The sequence below is a fragment of the Roseisolibacter agri genome, from assembly GCF_030159095.1.
GTDB classification, from domain to species: domain Bacteria; phylum Gemmatimonadota; class Gemmatimonadetes; order Gemmatimonadales; family Gemmatimonadaceae; genus Roseisolibacter; species Roseisolibacter agri.
In genome coordinates this window covers 537738-556499 of record NZ_BRXS01000004.1, presented here as the reverse complement: position 1 = coordinate 556499, position 18762 = coordinate 537738, and the positions used below count along the sequence as shown (strand labels likewise).

At 74.2% G+C, this 18762-nt stretch carries 17 protein-coding genes and 2 tRNA genes; 4 read left to right on the top strand and 15 right to left on the bottom strand.

The genetic code is table 11. From position 1 onward, the window contains the following. Positions 1–146: 146 nt before the first annotated feature. Positions 147–1850 (top strand): glycoside hydrolase family 10-like protein, encoded by a 1704-nt coding sequence (locus rosag_RS14640; protein WP_284350886.1) that lies wholly within the window; start codon positions 147–149, stop codon positions 1848–1850. 80 nt (positions 1851–1930) lie between these two features. Here rosag_RS14640 and rosag_RS14635 read toward each other — a convergent pair whose 3' ends face one another. The 3 genes from rosag_RS14635 to rosag_RS14625 all read right to left on the bottom strand — a co-directional run bounded on the left by rosag_RS14635 (position 1931) and on the right by rosag_RS14625 (position 6271). Next, positions 1931–4327, bottom strand: a complete 2397-nt coding sequence (locus rosag_RS14635; protein WP_284350885.1) for an aldehyde dehydrogenase family protein — start codon at positions 4325–4327, stop codon at positions 1931–1933. A gap of 5 nt (positions 4328–4332) precedes the next feature. After that, the gene (deoC, locus tag rosag_RS14630; RefSeq protein WP_284350884.1) at positions 4333–5412 is read right to left on the bottom strand and encodes a deoxyribose-phosphate aldolase; all 1080 of its coding nucleotides are present in this window, start codon (positions 5410–5412) and stop codon (positions 4333–4335) included. A gap of 118 nt (positions 5413–5530) precedes the next feature. Then, positions 5531–6271, bottom strand: a complete 741-nt coding sequence (locus rosag_RS14625; protein WP_284350883.1) for a DUF2383 domain-containing protein — start codon at positions 6269–6271, stop codon at positions 5531–5533. Positions 6272–6396: 125 nt separating this feature from the next. Here rosag_RS14625 and rosag_RS14620 point away from each other — a divergent pair, with 125 nt between their 5' ends. Beyond that, positions 6397–6984, top strand: coding sequence for a biliverdin-producing heme oxygenase (locus tag rosag_RS14620; RefSeq protein ID WP_284350882.1), 588 nt, complete (start codon positions 6397–6399; stop codon positions 6982–6984). A 32-nt stretch (positions 6985–7016) separates the two neighbouring features. Then, on the top strand, positions 7017–7685 hold the full coding sequence (locus tag rosag_RS14615; RefSeq protein ID WP_284350881.1) for a hypothetical protein: 669 nt from the start codon (positions 7017–7019) through the stop codon (positions 7683–7685). 4 nt (positions 7686–7689) lie between these two features. On the opposite strand, the gene rosag_RS14610 is transcribed toward rosag_RS14615, so the two are convergent. From rosag_RS14610 to rosag_RS14585, 6 genes are all read right to left on the bottom strand, one after another. After that, positions 7690–9024: a glutamate-5-semialdehyde dehydrogenase gene (locus rosag_RS14610; RefSeq protein WP_284350880.1), complete on the bottom strand. Its 1335-nt coding sequence runs from the start codon at positions 9022–9024 to the stop codon at positions 7690–7692. Then, on the bottom strand, positions 9021–9848 hold the full coding sequence (gene proB / locus rosag_RS14605; protein ID WP_284350879.1) for a glutamate 5-kinase: 828 nt from the start codon (positions 9846–9848) through the stop codon (positions 9021–9023). The genes rosag_RS14610 and proB overlap by 4 nt, the downstream gene beginning before the upstream one ends. Then, positions 9845–10720: a pyrroline-5-carboxylate reductase gene (gene proC / locus rosag_RS14600; protein WP_284350878.1), complete on the bottom strand. Its 876-nt coding sequence runs from the start codon at positions 10718–10720 to the stop codon at positions 9845–9847. Before proC ends, proB begins: the two co-directional genes overlap by 4 nt. Positions 10721–10999: 279 nt before the next feature. Further along, entirely contained in the window at positions 11000–12406 is a 1407-nt protein-coding gene (locus tag rosag_RS14595; protein ID WP_284350877.1) for an NTP/NDP exchange transporter, read from the bottom strand. Further along, positions 12403–13398 (bottom strand): aldo/keto reductase, encoded by a 996-nt coding sequence (locus rosag_RS14590; RefSeq protein ID WP_284350876.1) that lies wholly within the window; start codon positions 13396–13398, stop codon positions 12403–12405. The genes rosag_RS14595 and rosag_RS14590 overlap by 4 nt, the downstream gene beginning before the upstream one ends. 167 nt (positions 13399–13565) lie before the next feature. Next, on the bottom strand, positions 13566–13913 hold the full coding sequence (locus rosag_RS14585) for a hypothetical protein (protein ID WP_284350875.1): 348 nt from the start codon (positions 13911–13913) through the stop codon (positions 13566–13568). A gap of 333 nt (positions 13914–14246) precedes the next feature. Here rosag_RS14585 and rosag_RS14580 point away from each other — a divergent pair, with 333 nt between their 5' ends. Beyond that, positions 14247–14453 (top strand): hypothetical protein, encoded by a 207-nt coding sequence (locus tag rosag_RS14580; RefSeq protein ID WP_284350874.1) that lies wholly within the window; start codon positions 14247–14249, stop codon positions 14451–14453. A 66-nt stretch (positions 14454–14519) separates the two neighbouring features. On the opposite strand, the gene rosag_RS14575 is transcribed toward rosag_RS14580, so the two are convergent. The 6 genes from rosag_RS14575 to thiL all read right to left on the bottom strand — a co-directional run bounded on the left by rosag_RS14575 (position 14520) and on the right by thiL (position 18396). Then, positions 14520–14593 (bottom strand) — tRNA-Met (locus rosag_RS14575). 149 nt (positions 14594–14742) lie between these two features. Next, positions 14743–14816: transfer RNA gene (locus tag rosag_RS14570), tRNA-Met, on the bottom strand. Between the two features lie 70 nt (positions 14817–14886). After that, positions 14887–15228 carry an FtsB family cell division protein gene (locus rosag_RS14565; protein ID WP_284350873.1) on the bottom strand — a complete coding sequence of 114 codons (342 nt, stop codon included), beginning with the start codon at positions 15226–15228 and terminating at the stop codon, positions 14887–14889. Positions 15229–15271: 43 nt separating this feature from the next. Then, complete coding sequence (eno, locus tag rosag_RS14560; protein WP_284350872.1) at positions 15272–16552, bottom strand: phosphopyruvate hydratase; 1281 nt, start codon at positions 16550–16552, stop codon at positions 15272–15274. Between the two features lie 93 nt (positions 16553–16645). Continuing rightward, positions 16646–17422 (bottom strand): lysophospholipid acyltransferase family protein, encoded by a 777-nt coding sequence (locus rosag_RS14555; RefSeq protein WP_284350871.1) that lies wholly within the window; start codon positions 17420–17422, stop codon positions 16646–16648. Beyond that, complete coding sequence (gene thiL, locus rosag_RS14550; protein WP_284350870.1) at positions 17422–18396, bottom strand: thiamine-phosphate kinase; 975 nt, start codon at positions 18394–18396, stop codon at positions 17422–17424. Before thiL ends, rosag_RS14555 begins: the two co-directional genes overlap by 1 nt. Positions 18397–18762 lie beyond the last annotated feature (366 nt).

The window sequence follows — 18762 nt, the reverse complement described above, 5'->3', positions numbered from 1 at the left end:
GGGACGGTCCCGGCGGGGTGGGCGGGCGGCGCGTCGATTGTGCGCCGTTTTGCGGGATCGTGGGTATGACGCCCAACTTAGCGGGGCGTCCCGACGCGCCGCCGATCCGCCCGTCCGTGCCTCCGCCCGTCGCCTTCCGCCGTACCGTGCCGGTTCCGTCCCTCCCACCCGACCGCGCGTCCCGCCGCGTCGCCCGCCGCCTGCTGCCGGCGGCCGCGCTTCCGTTGCTCGTCGCCAGCGCCGGCCCCGCGTCGTCGGAGCCCGCGGCGCCTGCCCCTCGCAGCGTGGCGGAGTGCCCGGTGCTGCTCGACGCGAGCACGCTGGAGTCGCCGCCGGTGCTGCCGCGCGAGTTCCGCGCGGCGTGGATCACGCCCGTCGACGGCGGCGAGTGGCCGACGCGTCCGGGGATGGACGACGCGACGTCGCAGGCCGAGCTGCGCGCGGCGATCCAGCGCGCGTCGGACATCGGGCTGAACGCGATCGTGCTGCACGTGCGCACCGCGGCCGACGCGCTGTACCCGACCACGCGTGTCCCGTGGTCGTCGTACCTCGTCGGTCCCGACGGGCGCGCGCCCGGCTTCGATCCGCTCGCGTTCGCGCTCAGCGAGGCGCACGCGCGCGGGCTGCAGGTGCACGTCTGGTTCAACCCGTTCCGCGCCGCGCCGCCCAACCGCTCGCGCGCCGCGGTGGGCGCGCAGGCGATCGCGCGCCGCAACCCGCAGTGGATCGTGCGCTACGGCTCGCAGCAGTGGATCGACCCGGGCTTCCCGGCCGCGCGGCAGGAGGCGCTCGCCGACATCCTCGAGGTGGTCGACCGCTACGACGTCGACGGCGTGCACATCGACGACTACTTCTATCCGTACCGCGAGGAGCGCACGATCCGCACGCGCGTCGGCAAGGGGAGGCGCCGCCGCACGGTCACGCGCACCGAGACGATCCGCTTCGACGACGACGTGTCGTGGGCGCGGCATGGCCGCGGCACGGGGATGGAGCGCGACGCGTGGCGGCGCGACAACGTGTCGCAGTTCGTCGCGGCGCTCTACCGCGAGGTGAAGGCGCGCAAGCCGGAGGTCGCCGTCGGGATCTCGCCGTTCGGCATCTGGCGCCCCGGCGCGGCACCCGGCGTCTACGGCCTCGACGCGTACGCGGAGATCTACGCCGACTCGCGGAAGTGGCTGCGCGAGGGGTGGCTCGACTACGTGGCGCCGCAGCTCTACTGGGAGCTGGACGGCGAGCAGCAGCGCTTCCGCCGGCTGGACGAGTGGTGGCGCCGCGAGAACGTGCAGGGTCGCCACGTCTTCCCGGGCCTGCTGACCATGCGCGTCGCGTCGCGCGGCGCGCCCTGGTCCGGCAGCGCGATCACGTCGCAGATCGAGTGGCTGCGCGCCGCACGCGAGGGACGCCCGGACGCGCAGGGGCACGTGCACTTCCGCATGTCGACGCTGATGCCGCAGGCACAGGGTGCGCTCGGCGACCGGCTCGCGACGTCGCTCTACGCGACTCCCGCGCTGCCGCCGGCGAATCCATGGCTCGGCCCCACCCCGCCCGCGGCGCCCGAGGTCACGCCGTGGTGCCCCGATCCCTCCACGCTTCCGGGCGACGGCGGCGCGCAGTACGGCGCGCCGCGCGGTCCGGCGCTGTCGGTGCTGCCGGGCGACACGTTGCGCGTGCGCTGGTGGGCCGTGCAGCTGCTCGACTCCGTGGGTACCTGGCACACGCGCGTCGTGCCGGCGGCCGAGCGGCGCCTGAGCGCCGAGCTGGCGCCGGGCGCGGTGGCGAACGCGGTCGCGGTCTCCGCCGTCACGCCCAGCGGCGTGCAGAGCCCCTCGCGCATGGTGCGGCTGCGCTGACGCAGCGCACGCGGTGAAAACGACGAGGCCCCGCGGCGATGTCACCGCGGGGCCTCGTGCGTTTCACGCATCTTGGGCGATCACTCGCCGTACGGCACCCACACGTTCTTGACCTGCGTCGCGGCGCGCAGGAACTCGCGCCCCTCGCCGTCGGCACCGGTCCAGTCGCGCGGCTCCCACTCGGCCCACGTGCGCTTCATGTTGCTGGCCGACGCGCGCTCCACCGCGGCCGCGCCCTCGGCGCCGCCGAAGTACCAGACCGCGTCCACGTCGTCGTGCTCGGCCAGCACGGTCGCCAGCGCGTCGCGCGCGCCGGTCACGATGTTGATCACGCCACCCGGCACGTCGCTCGTGTCGAGCACCGAGTAGAAGTCCGTCGCCGCGAGCGGGTGCCGCTCCGACGGGACCGCGACGACCGTGTTGCCCATCGCCACCAGCGGCGCGACGAGCGAGACGAGGCCGAGCAGCGGCGACTCGTCCGGGGCCGCGACGCCGACGACGCCGATCGGCTCGTGCATCGCGAGCGCGACGCCGCGGATCGGCACGTCGTGCACCGCGCCGTCGAACTTGTCGGCCCACGCCGCGTACGTGAACAGCCGCGCGACCGCCGCCTGCACCTCGGCCGCGCCGTCACCGCCCGTCATCGCGCTCAGCCGCGCCGCGAACTCGTCGCCGCGCGCGGCGAGGTTCTCCGCGACGTAGTACAGGATCTGCGCGCGCGCGTGGCCCGTGGTGCGCGCCCAGCCGCTCGCCTTGTGCGCCGCCTCGACCGCGTTGCGCAGGTCCTTGCGGTTGCCGTCGCCGACGACGCCGAGCACCTGCCCGTCCGCGCCGAGGACGCGGCGGCTGTAGCCCGAGTCGGGGCGCGCCTGCTTGCCGCCGACGTAGAGCTTGGGCGTGCGGTCGATGGCGGGGAGGATCTCCTCGACGCTCGACGCTCGACGCTCACCGCTCCCCTTCCCGTTCGACGACGCGAGCGTCGAGCGTCGAGCGTCGAGCGTCGAGGGGGTCTTCGCCTTCTTGAGGTACTCGTACATCCCCTCCTTCCCGCCCTCGCGCCCGAAGCCGCTCTCGCGGTAGCCGCCGAAGCCGGCCGACGCGTCGAACAGGTTGGTGGCGTTGATCCACACCACGCCGCTCTTGATCTTCGGGGCGATGTCCAGGGCGAGGTTGATGTTCTCCGTCCACACGCTCGCGGCCAGGCCGTAGGGCGTGTTGTTCGCGATCGCCACCGCCTCCGACGGCGTGCGGAAGGTCATCGCGACCAGCACCGGCCCGAAGATCTCGACCTGCGCGACGCTCGACGACGGCGCGACGTCGGTGAACAGCGTCGGCGGATAGAAGCAGCCTTCCGTGGGGCACGCCCACGACGGCTGCCACATGCTCGCGCCCTCGTCGCGCCCCGCCTCGACGAGCGTGCGGATGCGCTCCAGCTGCACCGGCGCGACGATCGCGCCCATGTCCACCGCCTTGTCGAGCGGGCGCCCCAGGCGCAGCGTCTCCATGCGGCGCTTGAGCTTCGCGATCAGCGCGTCGTGGATGCCCTCCTGCACCAGCAGGCGCGAGCCCGCGCAGCAGACCTGGCCCTGGTTGAACCAGATCGCGTCGACCACGCCCTCGACCACGCTGTCGAGGTCCGCGTCCTCGAACACGATGAACGGGCTCTTGCCGCCCAGCTCGAGGCTCAGCTTCTTGCCGCTGCCCGCCGTCGCGCGGCGGATGACGCGTCCCACCTCGGTCGAGCCGGTGAAGGCGATCTTGTCGACGTCCGGGTGGTCGACGATCGCCGCGCCCGTGCTGCCGTCGCCGGTGACGACGTTCAGCACGCCCGCGGGCAGCCCCGCCTCCTGCGCGATCTCCGCGAACAGCAGCGCCGTCAGCGGCGTGAACTCCGCCGGCTTGATGACGATCGTGCACCCCGCCGCGAGCGCGGGCGCGACCTTCCACGCCAGCATGAGCAGCGGGAAGTTCCAGGGGATGATCTGCCCCACGACGCCCGCGCCCTCGTAGCCCGGGAACTCGCTCTCGAGCAGCTGCGCCCAGCCGGCGTGGTGGTAGAAGTGGCGCGCGACGAGCGGGATGTCGAGGTCGCGCGTCTCGCGGATCGGCTTCCCGTTGTCCAGCGACTCGACGACCGCGAACAGGCGCGCGTGCTTCTGGATCGCGCGCGCGAGCGCGTACAGGTGCCGCGCCCGCGCGTGTCCCGGCAGGTCCCGCCACGCGGGCAGCGCGGCGCGCGCGGCCTTCACCGCGGCGTCCACGTCGGCGGCGGAGCCCTGCGTCACGCGTGCCAGCGGCTTCCCCGTCGCGGGCTCCTGCACGTCGAACAGCGCGTCCTGCGCGACCGCCGTCCAGCGGCCGCCGATGAACTGCCCGAACGCGCCGTCGTGCGCGGCCAGCCACTCGCGCGCCGGCTTGTCGCTCTCGGGCGCGGGGCCGTACTCCATCGTCTCGAAGATCTCGGCTACGGAGGTCATCGTGATCAGACCATCGGGTGGCGATGGGCCGCCGAATAGCGCCCCGTGACGAAGTGCTCGAGCTGGCGCTCGATGTCGGTCAGCAGCGCGCTGGCGCCGACGCGGAACAGGTCGGGCTTGAGCCAGCGGTCGCCCAGCTCCTCCTTCATGACGTACATGAACTCCAGCACGCCCTTCGCGGCGCGGATGCCGCCCGCCGGCTTGAAGCCGACCAGGTGGCCCGTGCGCTCCTGGTACGCGCGGATGCCGCGGCACATCACGAGCGCGTAGGGGAGCGTCGCGTTCGTCCCTTCCTTGCCGGTGGACGTCTTGATGAAGTCCGCGCCCGCCTGCATCGCGACCTCGCTGGCGCGCGCGACGTTCGTCAGCGTCGCCAGCTCACCGGTCGCGAGGATGACCTTGAGGTGCGCGTCGCCGCACGCCTCGCGCATCGCCTTCACCTCGTCGTACAGCGCCTCCCACTCGCCGCGCAGCACGTGCGCGCGCGTGATGACGGTGTCGATCTCGGTCGCGCCGTCGGCCACCGAGGCGCGGATCTCCGCCAGCCGCTCGCGCAGCGGCGACAGACCGGCCGGGAAGCCCGTCGACACGGCGGCCACGGGAATCCCGCTGCCGCGCAGCGCCTCGACCGCGGTCGCGACGTAGGCGTGGTAGACGCACACCGCGCCGGTCTTCAGCCCCAGGTGCGCGACGCCCAGCGACTCGAGCAGCTCGGGGCGCACGGGCTGGCGCGCCTTGGCACACAGCCGGCGCACGTTGCCCGGGGTGTCGTCGCCCGAGAGCGTGGTGAGGTCGATGACGGTGATGGCGCGCAGCAGCCACGCCGCCTGCCACTCCTTCTTCACCGTGCGGCGGGCGGGGAGCGTGGCCGCGCGGCGCTCGACCGCGCTGCGGTTCACGCGCAGCGCGCGCACGACGTCGAGGTCGAGGGCCGTGCCCGGGTTGCGCGCGACGTGATCGTCGGCGTGCCCGTTGCCCGCGGCAGGGTCGACCGGCGCGGGCGCCAGCTGCGGGCCGCGCCCGTCCACGATGGACGTGACGCCGGCCCCGCGGGCGGACTTGGGGAGGGTTCGCTTGGCTTCCATGACGAGGGCGGGCCGGCGAGTTGAGAGGATGCATCCACGTGCGGCCGCCGGCCGACCTCGCAATCTACACGGCCCGCCCGACGGGCGGGCCGGGCGTCACGCTCTCGTCATACGGCCCTCAGCCGCGCCGCGTCCGCCGCCGCCGACGCGTGCCGAGCCCGCCCACGATCGCCGCGGTCAGCACCCCGGCGCCCACCACGGCCAGCGCCGTGAGGACCGGACGCTGGCGGGCCTTCACGGCGACCGTCCGGCCCGCACCGCCCACGCGCGCCGCGCCACGCCGCGCCGCCTCGAAGCCCACCATCCCGCGCTTCCCGACCGCCTCCACCGCGTCGGCCGCGCGCGCGTGCACCACGTCGTAGGCGCGCCGCGCCCGCCCCCGCGGCGAGTCCGGACGCTCACCCAGCGACTCGAGCGTCGCGTCCACCCAGTCGAAGTGGCGCTCCTCGTCCGCCGCGCCGCGCTTCACGGCCGCCCGCACGTCCGCCGGCCACGCCGCCGCCCGCTCGGCCGCCCGCACGTACTTGTCGCGCGACTGCCGCTCGTTGGCGCGGAACGCCAGCAGCACCCGCCGGTCGGTCCCGGCCCCGCCGAGCGCCTGCTTCGCCAGCTTTGCCAGCCCGGTGGGGTGCGGCACGTCGATCGGCATCCCGCCGTGCGCGCGAATGAGCGCGTTCAGCTCCTCCACGTGCCGCTCGTGGTCGCCGCGGAAGCGCCGCAGCGTCTCGCGGTAGGCGGAGTGCTCCAGCTCGTGCATGGCCATCGTGTACGACTGCAGGGCGTCGTGGTCCAGCTGCAGCAGGTCGTTCAGCTCGGCGATCAGCGTCGCGCTGGCCGGCGTCTCTGTGACGGGGCTCACGGCTCCTCCATTCGGGTGGGAGCGTCCCGATGAGCAAGCGACGAGCCGGCGACCGCGTCCGCGCGCGAACACACACGTGCGTCGGCCTTGTGTCGGCGCGCGGCCCATGCGACCGTCCGCCATCCATGATCCACGCCCTGTTGAAGGACGGCACCCGCGCGCAGCACGCCCGCGCCGAGGCGAGCCTGCCGGTGATGGACCCGGCGCTCACGCGCGCCGACTACGCGCGCGTGCTCCATGCGCTGCACGGCTTCCACGCGCCGCTGGAGCGGCAGCTGGCCGCCGTGCCGTGGGACCGGCTCGGGCTGGACTGGGACGCGCGCCGCAAGACGCCGCTGCTCGCGCGGGACCTGCGCGCGCTGGGCGGCGCGCCGGCCGACGTCGCGGTGATCCCCGCGTGCGATCGTCTGCCCGACGCCAGCACGCTCGCGCGCGCGCTCGGCTGCGCCTACGTGCTCGAGGGCGCGACGCTCGGCGGCCAGCTCGTGCGGCGGCACCTCGCGCGCACGCTCGGCCTCGGGCCCGATACCGGCGCGGCATACTACCATGCCTACGGCGACGACGTGGGCCCGATGTGGCGCACGTTCCTCGCCGGCCTCGCCGTCGCGGTCGAGCGCGAGGGCTGCCCGCCCGACGAGCTGCTCGCCGGCGCGCGCGACACCTTCGACGCGCTGGCCGAGTGGCTCGACCGCACGCTGGCCGTCCCCGCCTGAGCGACTCACCGGCTCCACCGCCCTCCGCTCCGATGCACGAGTTCCCGACCGCCGCCCCACCGCGCACGCAGCCCGCCAGCGCGCTCAACCCCGCCGCCGGCGACCACGCCGTCACGGCGGACCCGCTGGAGATCGCGGCCGCGGAGCGCGCGATCCGGCGCAGCTGGGCGGAGTTCCCGTACTACGCGCGGCGCTTCGGCGCGCGGGGGCGCAGCTTCAGCTCCAGCGACAGCGGCTGGCTGGTCACGCTCTGCGCGCTCACGAAGGAGGGCGCGTGCGCGCAGGCGCTCTGGCTCGGCACCGTGCTCTCCGGCCGCGGCATGCCGCGGTGGATGCTGGAGCACCACATCGACCTGCTGGCCGACGAGCTGACGCGCATCCGCCCCGGCCCCGAGTGGGCGCACTACGAGCGCTTCCACGACTGCGCCGGGGCGCTGCGCGCGCGCCGGCTGGCGGTCTTCGACGAGGCGACGTTCCGCGCGCTGGAGCAGGACTTCGACGCGCGCGTCGCATCCGGTGACTTGCGCCGGCTGCGCCGCATGGGCGGGATCCTCGCGGCCGCGGTGGCGGACGAGCGCGACGGGATCGAGCTCGCCGTGCCCAGCGTCGTGAGCTGGGCGACGGACCCCGAGCGCTTCGGCGACGACTGGATCGCGGCCGTGCACGAGACGGTGGCCGAGGCGCGCATCCGCGCGCGCTGACGACTCAGCGCGCGCCGTCGCCGGCCGGCAGCCGCTCGTGCCGGAACGCGCGCGCGCCGGCGCCCGCGTACGACGCCACGCGCTGACCGCTGCCGCGCAGCTCCCAGCGGTAGGTCGTCAGCCCTTCCAGCCCGACCGGCCCGCGCGCGTGCAGCTTGCCCGTGCCGATGCCCAGCTCCGCGCCCAGCCCGAAGCGGAAGCCGTCGGCGAAGCGCGTGGACGCGTTGTGGAAGACGCACGCGGAGTCGACGCGCGCGAGGAAGGCGTCCGCGGCACCGTTGGCCTCGGTGACGATCGCGTCGGTGTGGTGCGAGCCGTGCGCGTTCACGTGCGCGATCGCCGCGTCGACATCGTCGACGACGCCGATCGTCAGCCGCAGGTCGCCCCACTCCGTGTGCCAGTCGTCGTCGGCCGCCAGCGAGACGTCGTCGGGCGCGAGGGCTACGGTGCGCGCGCAGCCGCCGAGCGTCACCCCCTCCGCGCGCAGGCGCGTGACGAGCGCGGGGATCAGCGTGGGCGCCGCGTCGCGGTGCACGAGCACGACCTCCACCGCGTTGCAGGCGGACGGATACTGCACCTTCGCGTCCACCACCAGCTCCACCGCCATCGCCGGATCGGCCGCCGCGTCGAGGTAGACGTGGCACACGCCGTCGGCGTGGCCCAGCACCGGGATGCGCGTGCGCTGCATCACCGACCGCACGAGCGCCTGCGAGCCGCGCGGCACCACGAGGTCGATCAGGTCGTCGAGCGTCAGCAGCACGTCCACCGCCGCGCGGTCGTCCACCATCGCGATCGCGGCGGGCGGGATCGCGCCGCCCGTGCGGAGGCACGCGTGCATCGCGTCCACGATCGCGCGCGCCGTGCGCCGCACCTCGCGCCCGGGCTTGAGCACCACCGCGTTGGCCGAGCGGAGCGCGAGCGCGACGATCTGCGTGACCGCGTCGGGACGCGCCTCGAACACCGCCGCCACGACGCCGATCGGGCACGTCACGCGGCGCAGCTCCAGGCCGTCGTCCAGGAGCGTGCGCTCGCGGACGCGTCCCACCGGCTCGTCCTGCGCGGCGACCTCGCGCAGCTGCACCGCCACCTCCGACAGCTTGCGCGCGTCGAGCGTCAGGCGCTGCAGCGTGGCGGCGCTCATCTCGCCGGCAGCCACGGCCTCGCGCGCGTCGACCACGTCGGCGGCGTTCGCGGCGAGGATGGCGTCGCGCGACGCCAGCAGCGCGTCGGCGAGCGAGAGCACTGCATGCCGGCGCACCTCCGACGGCAGCGCGGCGACCACGCGCGACGCAGCCTTCGCGGCGAGGGCGAGCGCGCGCACCTCGTCGGCCGCGGTCACGACGTCCTCCGCGTCACCAGCGTCCCCACCGCCTCGCCGCGCAGGATGCGGTCGATCACGCCGTCGGCGTGCCCATTGGCGATCACGACGCCGATGCCGGCGCCGGACGCGTTCGACGCCGCCGCCAGCTTGGATGCCATGCCCCCACGTCCCCGCGCGCCGCGCCCCACGGAGGCGACGATCAGCTCGTGCGTCACCTTCCGCAGCGTCGGAATGAGCGTGGCGTCGTGCGCCACCGCGGGGTTCGCGGTGTAGACGCCGTCCACGTCCGACAGGAGCAGCAGGAGCGAGGCGCGCGTCGTCCGCGCGACCGCCGACGCCAGCGCATCGTTGTCGCGGATGTGCGAGGGACGCAGCGGGGCGCCGAAGACGTCCCCCACGACGTCGTTCTCGTTGATCACGGGGAGCGCGCCATGTGCCAGGAGCGAATCCAGGGTTGCCGCGAGCCGCTCCTCGCGCGCCCCCGCGTCGAAGTCCTGATCCGTCAGCAGCACCTGCGCGATCTCGACGCCGCGTCGAGCGAAGGCGTGGTGATAGAAGGCCAGCAGACGCCCCTGCCCGACTGCCGCCTCCGCCTGCCGCGTCATGGCCGTCCGTGCGCCGCAGACGTGCCGGCCCAGCCCGACGGCGCCGGACGACACCAGCAGCACCTCGCGCCCGGTCGCACGCAGCGCCACCAGCGAGTCGGCGATCCGCTCCAGCCGCGCCGTCGCGGGCGCGCCATCGGCGTCCAGCACGACGTTGCTCCCCAGCTTCACGACGATGCGGCGCGCATCGCGCACCAGCGCGCCGCGCTCGGCCTCGAAGGTGTCCTCGATGATCATCGGCCCAGCCCCGCGGCGACGCGCGCCGTCGTCTCGATCGTGCGCGCCAGCACGCTGCGCGCGCGCCCGTCCTCCAGCACCATCAGCCCGGCGATCGTGCAGCCGCCGGGCGTGGTGACGTCGTCCTTGAGCGCCGCGGGATGCCGTCCCGTCGCGAGCACCATCTCGGCCGCGCCCTGCGTCATGCGCGCGACCAGCTCCATCGCCGCGTCGCGGGGCAGCCCGCACGACACGGCGCCGTCGGTGAGCGCCTCCAGCACGACGTAGATGAACGCCGGCCCGCTCGCCGACACTGCGGTCACCGCGTCGAGGTGCCGCTCGTCGAGCGCCAGGCAGCGGCCGACGCTGGTGAAGATCGTCTCCGCGATCGCGAGGTGCTCGTCGGTCGCGAGCGCGCCGCGCGACACCACCGTGCACCCGCGCCCGATCTGCGACGCGGTGTTCGGCATCGCGCGGATCACGGGCACGCGGCCGCCCGTCCCCGCCTCCAGCGTCGCGATCGAGACGCCCGCGGCGATGGAGATCAGGAGGGGCGCGTGCGCCAGCGCGTCGGCGCCGCGCAGCGTCGCGAGCACGCCCGCGACGTCCTTGGGCTTCACGCACAGCAGCACGACGTCGGCGTCGCGGCACGCGCCCGCGAGATCGTCCACGTGGGCGCCCGCGATCTCGCTCGCGAGCGCGCGCGCGGTGCTGTCGTGGTGGTCGACGACCGCGATCGCGGCGTCGGGAAAGGCGCCGGCGCGCTGCAGGCCGCCCGCGATCGCGCGGCCCATCGTGCCCGCGCCGATCAGCGCGAGTCGTCGTCCCGCGAGCGAGGCGCCGTCGAGCTGCGCGACGGCGGCCGCGGCGGAGGAGTTGCTGGTGTGGAGCATGGCCGGTGATGGGCTCGGGATGAGCACCGGCCGGACGCAGAGCGCCCCGTCCGGTGCGAATGCACGGACGGGGCGTCGGGCACGCCCACGAGGGGCGGCGGAGCGCGCTCGGTCGCTACGCGGTTGCGTGCGCGACCATCGTCCGGCGTCGGGAGTTCGACGACGGTCGCGGTCGCGGCGCGGCAAGGCGCGTGGCGGGGAGGGCGCGGAACGGGATCACGGTTGCAGGATTACGGGACACGCGCACGGAAGTCAAGGCGAGCGTGCGCGACGCCGTGTTCACGCGATGTTGGGCCGCGGCTCCAGCGCGGGCCGCGGCGCGGGCTCGGCTCCCGCCTGCAGCCCGCGGTAGCGCGCGCCCAGCCAGAACGCGAGCGCCAGCCACGCGGCCGACAGCGGGACCATCGTCCACGACAGCCCCGAGAGGCCGAAGCCCAGCCACCCGATGAGCGTCGCCGACCACGCGCCCACCTGGTCCCCCAGGCGGTAAACGAAGGTGTCGTTGAAGTTCTTCGACTTGTACTTGTCGGTGCGCGGGAGGACGGTGTACAGCACCTCGCGGGCGGGGCGCTGGATCGCGAAGTTGCCGACGCGCCGCAGCACCTGCAGCACGACCACGGCGGGCAGCACCGGCGCGATGCCGATGGCCGCGAAGCCCAGCAGGCTGACCGCGGGCAGGAACGCGAGCCCGATCCCGACGCCGAGCCAGCGCAGGACGCGGCCGGTCAGGAACACCTGCGCGACGAGCGTCAGCGCGTTCACCAGCAGGTCCACGTTGGCGAAGAACTGCGTGCGCCCGGCCGAGTCGGCGCCGAACGTGTCCTTCGCGATCTGCGACTGCTGGAAGTAGAGGAAGGTCGACGAGATGGTGAAGAAGAGCATCACCACCGCGATGCCGAGCAGGTACGGCGACGCCAGCACGTGCCGCACGCCGTCCGCGACGCCGCCGCCGATGACCGCGTCCTTCGCCTCGGGCTGCGTCACCGCCGCGCGGTCGCGCTCCCCTTCGGCCACGTCGGCCTGGGCGGCGGCCGCGAGCTCCGGCTCGCGCGTCTCGAGCGCGCGCGCCGCCCACGCCGCCGCTTCCAGGAAGAGCCCCGACACCAGCAGCAGGTTCGCGGCGCCGAGCGTGCCCGCCAGCGCCGACGTGATGGAGCTGCCCAGGATCGAGCCGAGCGTGCCGCCGACCGCGATCACGCCGAACAGGCGCCGGCTCTGCGCGGGCCGGTACATGTCGGTCGTGAACGACCAGAAGACCGACACCACGAACAGGTTGAAGACGCTCGTCCAGATGAAGAACGCGCGCCCGATCCACACCGCGCGCGCGGGGTCGGGCGTGTCGCCTCCCGCCGCGCGCAGCAGCAGGTAGAAGATCACCAGGTTCGCGATGAAGAACCGGTACGTGAGCGCGATGAAGCGGCGGCGCGTCAGCCGCGCGACGATCCACGTGTACAGCGGGTGCAGCAGCAGCATGCCCGCCAGCGTGCCCGTGAACAGCCACGCCAGGTTCTCGACGCCGCCGGCGACGCCCATCTCGTCGCGGATGGGGCGCAGGATGTAGTACGCCGTGAGGACGAGGAAGTAGTAGGCGCACGACCAGAGCAGCGCCTTCCCCTCGCCGCCGCGCGCGCCGATCGCGCGTGCGAGCGCGCTGTCGCTCACGCGCGTGGTCACACCCGCGCTCACGCGCTCTCCACCAGCGCGGCCATGCGGCGGCGCGTCGCGTCGTCGGGCATCGGGCCGCGCGCGGCGCCGAGGTTGTCGGTCAGGTATTCGAGCTTCGCGGTGCCGGGGATCGCCACCGTGACCGCGGGGTGGGACACGACGTACTTGAGCGCGAACTGCGCCCACGTCGTGATGCCGATCGCCTTCGCCCAGTCGGGGAGCGGCTGCTTGCCGAGCTTCTCGAACACGCGCCCGCGGCCGAACGGGAGGTTCGTGAGCACCGCGATCCCCTTCTCCGCCGCGAGCGGCAGGATGCGCTCCTCGACGCCGCGGTTGTCGATGGCGTAGTCCACCTGCACGACGTCCATCGGCTCGCGCTTCATGAACTCCTCGAGCGCGGCGTACTGGCCGTCGGACGACGTGGTGACGCCGTAGTAGCGGATGCGCTTCGCCTGCTTCATCTCGCGCAGCACGGGCAGCATCTCCGGCACGCCGCCGAGGTTGTGGATCTGCAGCATGTCGATGCGATCCGTCTTCAGCTTGCGGAACGACGCCTCGATCTCGTCCTTGCCGGCCTGCACGCCCTGCCGGCCGCGGCCGACCTTCGTGGCGATGAAGAGCTGGTCGCGATTGCCGACCTCCGCCACCAGGTCGCCGACGACGCTCTCCGCCTGGCCATAGCTCGGCGCCGTGTCGATCAGGCGCCCGCCCAGCTTCGGCAGGTTGCGCACGACCTCGCGCAGCGGCGCGCGCTCGGCCTCGGTCGCGGCGGACTCGTAGCGGCGCGCGGTGCCGACGCCGATCACGGGGATCCGCTCGCCCGACGAGGGGATGGGCTTGGAGACGAGCCCCTGCGCGACCAGCCAGTCGAGCGACGGCGCGATGGTCGACGCGGCGAGGCGGGCGGGATCGAGCGACAGCGCGGCCCCCGCGCCGACGAGGAGCTTCAGCAGGTCGCGGCGGCCGAGCGCGTCGGGCGCGCGGTCCGGCGAGTCGTTCGGGGAGCGACGCATGGCGGCAGGGGCGCGGGACGGCGCACGGTGTTCAACACTCGGCGCGGCGCCCGTGCGCCCCGCGCCCGGCCGAGTGTACGCATGGCCGGGGCGGAGCGTTATGCCCTGCGATGTTCGCGTTCCGTCAGTCCACCGTCAGCAACGGCCAGTCGACGGTCAGTCGACGGTCAGTCGACGGCGACCATCGCGCGCGCGACCGGGGCGGCGGCGCGACAGAGCGCCCGCAGCTCGACGTCGGTCAGCCCCTCCCATGCGTCGGGGATCGGGACCAGCCGGCGGCGCACGGTGCCCGCCTGGAACGCGAGCCAGGCCGCGGTGCGAGGGACGAGCGACGCACGGGCGCGTGGGCTGCGGCTGCGGCGGTCCTCGCCCCGCCGGCGCTCGACCACGGGATCGGGCGCCGCCTCGCGCCGTCGGTCGTGAAGGCGTCGCTCCGGCCGCGCCAGCGATCCCGTGCCCGGCCGCACCTCCCAGGCCGTCCACTCCGTGCCCTGCTCGTCGACGAACGTCCGCATCCCCTACCGTCAGCTGGCTGGTCCCCTGCCGGCCGCGCGCGCGGCGGTCCCGTCCACCGCACGTCGGTCACCAGGCCGGGGTGCACGCGACGTGCCCGCGAGCGTGTTCCCCGTCACCAAGTCGTGGCGGCGGGGACCCGTCGGCGGGCGGTCGGCGGTCGGTGTGGTCCGCGATCTCTCAAGGCAACGGGCGTACCCTGGACACCGGCGCCCGGGAGGTGTCGCGGGCGCGCCGCATGGTGCGGACGGGTCCGGCGGGTATCTTTCGGTCCGGACATGCGGCGCCGACGCCGGGCGCCGGCCCGCGATCGCCCGTCGAGAGGAGAGCCAGCCGTGAGAGCCGACCAGGAACGAGGCCCGTCGTCGATGGCGCGCACGCGCGCGGTCGTGCGGACCGTGGTGCGCGACGCGTCCGCGCCGCTGACGCCGGCCGACATCCGCCACCTGGCGCAGCGGCACGATCCGTCGCTGAACGGCCTGATGGTCGCGATCGCGGTGGCCGACCTGAAGAGCGAGGGGAAGATCCGCGTGAAGGCGTGAGCGCGTCGATCGCCGGAACGACGACGCCCCGCCGGCACGTGTGCCGGCGGGGCGTCGTCGTTCAAGTAGCTGGGGCGGGGATCGAACCCGCGACCTCACGATTATGAGTCGTGCGCTCTCACCAGCTGAGCTACCCAGCCACGACCATTCGCCCCGGTCTCCCGCGGCGAGCACACGAATCTAGCCGCTCCGGCCGCCGCAGGGAACCGCCACGCAACTGCTGGGGCACCGGACGACCGACCGACCCGCAAACGAAACGGCCAGCCGGGAAGGCTGGCCGTTTCGCGAGTGGCGGGGGCGGGATTTGAACCCGCGACCTTCGGGTTATGAGCCCGACGAGCTACCAGGCTGCTCCACCCCGCGGCAGTGATCGTAAGATAGCCGCACAGGAGGCATCGTCAACCCTGCGCGACGTGCGACTTCCCGCGCGCGCTCAGGAGTCCGGCCGCGCGCGCGCGGTCCGCACGCGGCCCGTTCCGGCCGTGTCCGACACGCGCGGCTCCGCGAACCGGTACAGCAGCTCGCGGTCGCCGCGCACCATCCCGAACTCCTCGCGCGCCACGCGCTCCTGCAGCACGGGGTCGCTGCGCAGCCGCTTCTCCAGCGTGCGCAGCGAGTCCACCTGCCGCTGCAGCGAGTCCACCTCCGCCTGCAGCGCCTGCCGGCGCGCGCGCTGCGCCAGCAGGTCCGAGGTGCCGTACTCCCCGCCCTGCACCGCGAACGCCGCCACGCCCACGCCGATCGCGGTCCACACCGCGCGCTTCACCCACGACATCCGTCAGCTCCTCAGCGTCGCGCGCGCGACCTCGTCGGTTCCCTCAGAGCCCGAACGGGCCGCCGGCCGCGAACTCCGCGGCCTCACCCAGCGCCTGCTCGATGCGCAGCAGCTGGTTGTACTTCGCGATCCGGTCCGAGCGCGACGCCGAGCCCGTCTTGATCTGCCCCGCGTTCGTCGCCACCGCGAGGTCGGCGATGAACGTGTCCTCGGTCTCGCCCGAGCGGTGCGAGATGATCGCGCTGTAGCCGGCCGCGCGCGCGAGCTCGATCGCCTCCAGCGTCTCGGTCAGCGTGCCGATCTGGTTGACCTTCACCAGGATCGAGTTCGCCACGTCCTCCTCGATCCCGCGCGACAGGAACTCGGTGTTGGTGACGAACAGGTCGTCGCCCACGAGCTGCACGCGGTCACCCAGCGCCGACGTCAGCTTCGCCCAGCCCTCCCAGTCGCTCTCCGCGAGCCCGTCCTCGATCGAGACGATGGGATACTTCTCCAGCCACTCGGAGTAGAGGTCGATCATCCCCTGCGCGTCGCGCGCGCCGGCGCCGCTCTTCTTGAACGTGTACGTGCCGCCCTTGTAGAGCTCCGACGCCGCGCAGTCCAGCGCGAGCGCGATCTCCTTGCCCGGCGCGTAGCCCGCCGCCTCGACCGCCTCGAGGATGACGGTGATCGCCTCCTCGTCGGTCTTCAGGTCGGGCGCGAAGCCGCCCTCGTCGCCGACGCCCGTGGCGAGCTTCCGCTTCACGAGCACCTTCTTGAGGTGGTGGAACACCTCGGCGCCCATGCGCAGCGCGTCGCCGAACGTCTCGGCGCCCACGGGCACGATCATGAACTCCTGGAAGTCGACCGTGTTCGTCGCGTGCGCGCCGCCGTTCACCACGTTCATCAGCGGCGTCGGGAGCAGGCGCGCCATCGGGCCGCCCAGGTAGCGATAGAGCGGGAGCTCCAGCTCGAACGCGGCCGCGCGCGCGACGGCCATCGACACGCCGAGGATCGCGTTCGCGCCCAGCTTCGCCTTGTTCTCGGTGCCGTCCAGCTCGAGCATCAGGCGGTCGATGCCGATCTGGTCGCTCGCCTCCATGCCGACGAGCGCGGGCCCGATCTGCTCCTCGATGTTCTGCACGGCCTGCAGCACGCCCTTGCCCAGGTAGCGCTTGGCGTCGCCGTCGCGCAGCTCCAGCGCCTCGTGCTCGCCCGTCGAGGCGCCGCTCGGCACCGCGGCGCGGCCGGCGGCGCCGCTCTCCAGCGTGACGTCCACCTCGACGGTCGGATTGCCACGGCTGTCGAGGATCTCGCGGGCGCTGATGTCGATGATCGTGGGCATTGCGGAGTCGTGAACGGGTGTGGGCGCCGAGCGCCGCGTCGTGGCCTTCGGGAACGGCGCGCCTCTCGCGGCGCGCCGGAATGCGTGTGTGTCTCAGCCCGCGCGGACCACGGGCGTATCGCTCGGTGCGGCGGCCCCCGGCAGCGCGGGGCTCGCGATGCCGTACAGCGACTGCTGGGCCGCGGCGAGGCGGTCGTAGACGCGGCGCGCGAGCTCGTCGCGCTGGTCGTACGCCAGACCGGCGGTCGGCACGGGCTCCAGCAGGTGCACGTCCACCCGCCCGGCGCGCAGCCAGAACGAGCCGCGCGGCAGCACCTCGATGGTGCCGTGGATGAGCGTCGGCACGATCGGCGCGCCGGCCGCGATCGCGAGCACGAACGGCCCCTTCTTGAACGGGCGCAGCGCGTACTCGGGCCCGCGCGTCCCCTCGGGGAAGACGACGACGTTGCGGCCGCCCTTCATGCGCGCCGCCGCCTCCTCGTACGACTGGAACGCGGCCTTCCGGTTCTCGCGCTCGATCGGGATCGTCCCCACCGCGCGCGCCGCGCCGCCGAACAGCGGCACCTTGAAGATCTCGGCCTTGGCGACGAACGAGTAGCGCGGCAGGTAGGCGACCAGCACCAGGACGTCGTACCAGCTGATGTGGTTGCTGACGAAGATGCGCGGCTCGCCGGTGCGCATGCGCTCCTCGCCGTGGATCACCACCTTCGTGCCCGACGCGAGCAGCATCCCCTTCGCCCACCACCGCGGCGCCTTCTCGTAGATGGTCCCCGGACCGTCGGGAATCCCGAGCAGCTGGGCCACGAGGACGATCCCACCGCAGACGAGCGTGAGGATCAGGAGGGCCGGGGCGGCGAGGAGGGTGCGCATCAGCCCGAAAAGTGGTCGTGGCCGGAGGGGAATTCAACGCGCGCGCCGTCGTCGCCGCGAATCTCCACCTGACCGGCCGCGCCCGCCGCATCCGCGACGACCTCGCCCACCCGCCTCAGGGCCACCCCGAACCGCGCGGCGAACGCCTCCACGTCCAGCCCGGGCGGCGCGGCGACCGCGAGCTCGTACTCCTCGCCGCCAGCCAGAGCATCTGCGGGCGACGCGCCCGCCAGACAGGGCACGAGCCGGCGCTCCAGCACGATGCGGACGCCGCTGGCCGCCGCCACGTGCCGGACGTCGGCCCCGAGCCCGTCCGACACGTCCACCAGCGCCCGCGCGCCCCGCTCGGCCAGCCAGCGCGCCTCGGCGATCCGCGGCATGGGGCGCGCGAAGCGTGCACGCGCCTCGGCCGACGGCACCTCGCCCCGCTCCCACGCCCGCAGCGCCACGCGCGGCCCGCCGAGCATGCCGGTGACGTAGACCGCGTCGCCGACGCGCGCCCCGTCGCGCCCCACCGGCCGCACGGCGCTGCCGAGCACCGTGATGGTCAGCCCCAGCTCGGACGCGCGCACGAGGTCCCCGCCGACGATCGGCGTCCCGGTCGCGCGCGCCACGGCACCGATGCCGTCCGCGATCGCCAGCGCGTCCGCGCGCCACACGTCCGGGAGCGCCATCGCGATGACCATCCCCAGCGGCCGCGCCGCCATCGCCGCCAGGTCGCTGAGCGCGCTCGCGGCGGCGCGCCACCCGATCTCCTCGGGCGTCAGCCACTCGCGGCGGAAGTGCGCCCCTTCGACCGAGGCGTCGGTGCTGACGACCAAGCGCTCGCCCGGCGGCACGACGAGCGACGCGGCGTCGTCGCCGATCCCCTGCGCGACGTCGCCCCACCGCGCGAGCATCGCGCGCACGAGGTCGAACTCGCGTCCGGGGCCGAGGCGATGGTGCGCATCCGCGGTCATGCCCGCGAACGCCATGGAGTGACCAGTGAGCCGTTCACGCGCCGGATGCTACCGAACGCGCCAGCCCGCGCAACCCACACACGAGGCACGCGCCCGATGAGAGGTCGTCAGGCGCGCGTCCTTCCCACCGTCCGCCTACGACCGGTGCGGCGGCCGGCCTCCGCGCGTGGCGGCGCGTGGTGGGGCGGCCCGCCGGCTCCGGGCGATCGCGGCCGCTGCGGAGCCCCGACCGCTGCGCGTCGGGTCTCCTTGCTGCGATCGCGGCGTCGCTCGGCGACCCACCCCGCCACGCTTCGCCCCGTGCATCCTCGGCGATGCAGCGGTGCACGGCGGACGGCGGGTGCGAGGGTGGAGCCGAGCGACCTGAAATCGGGGCGTGAG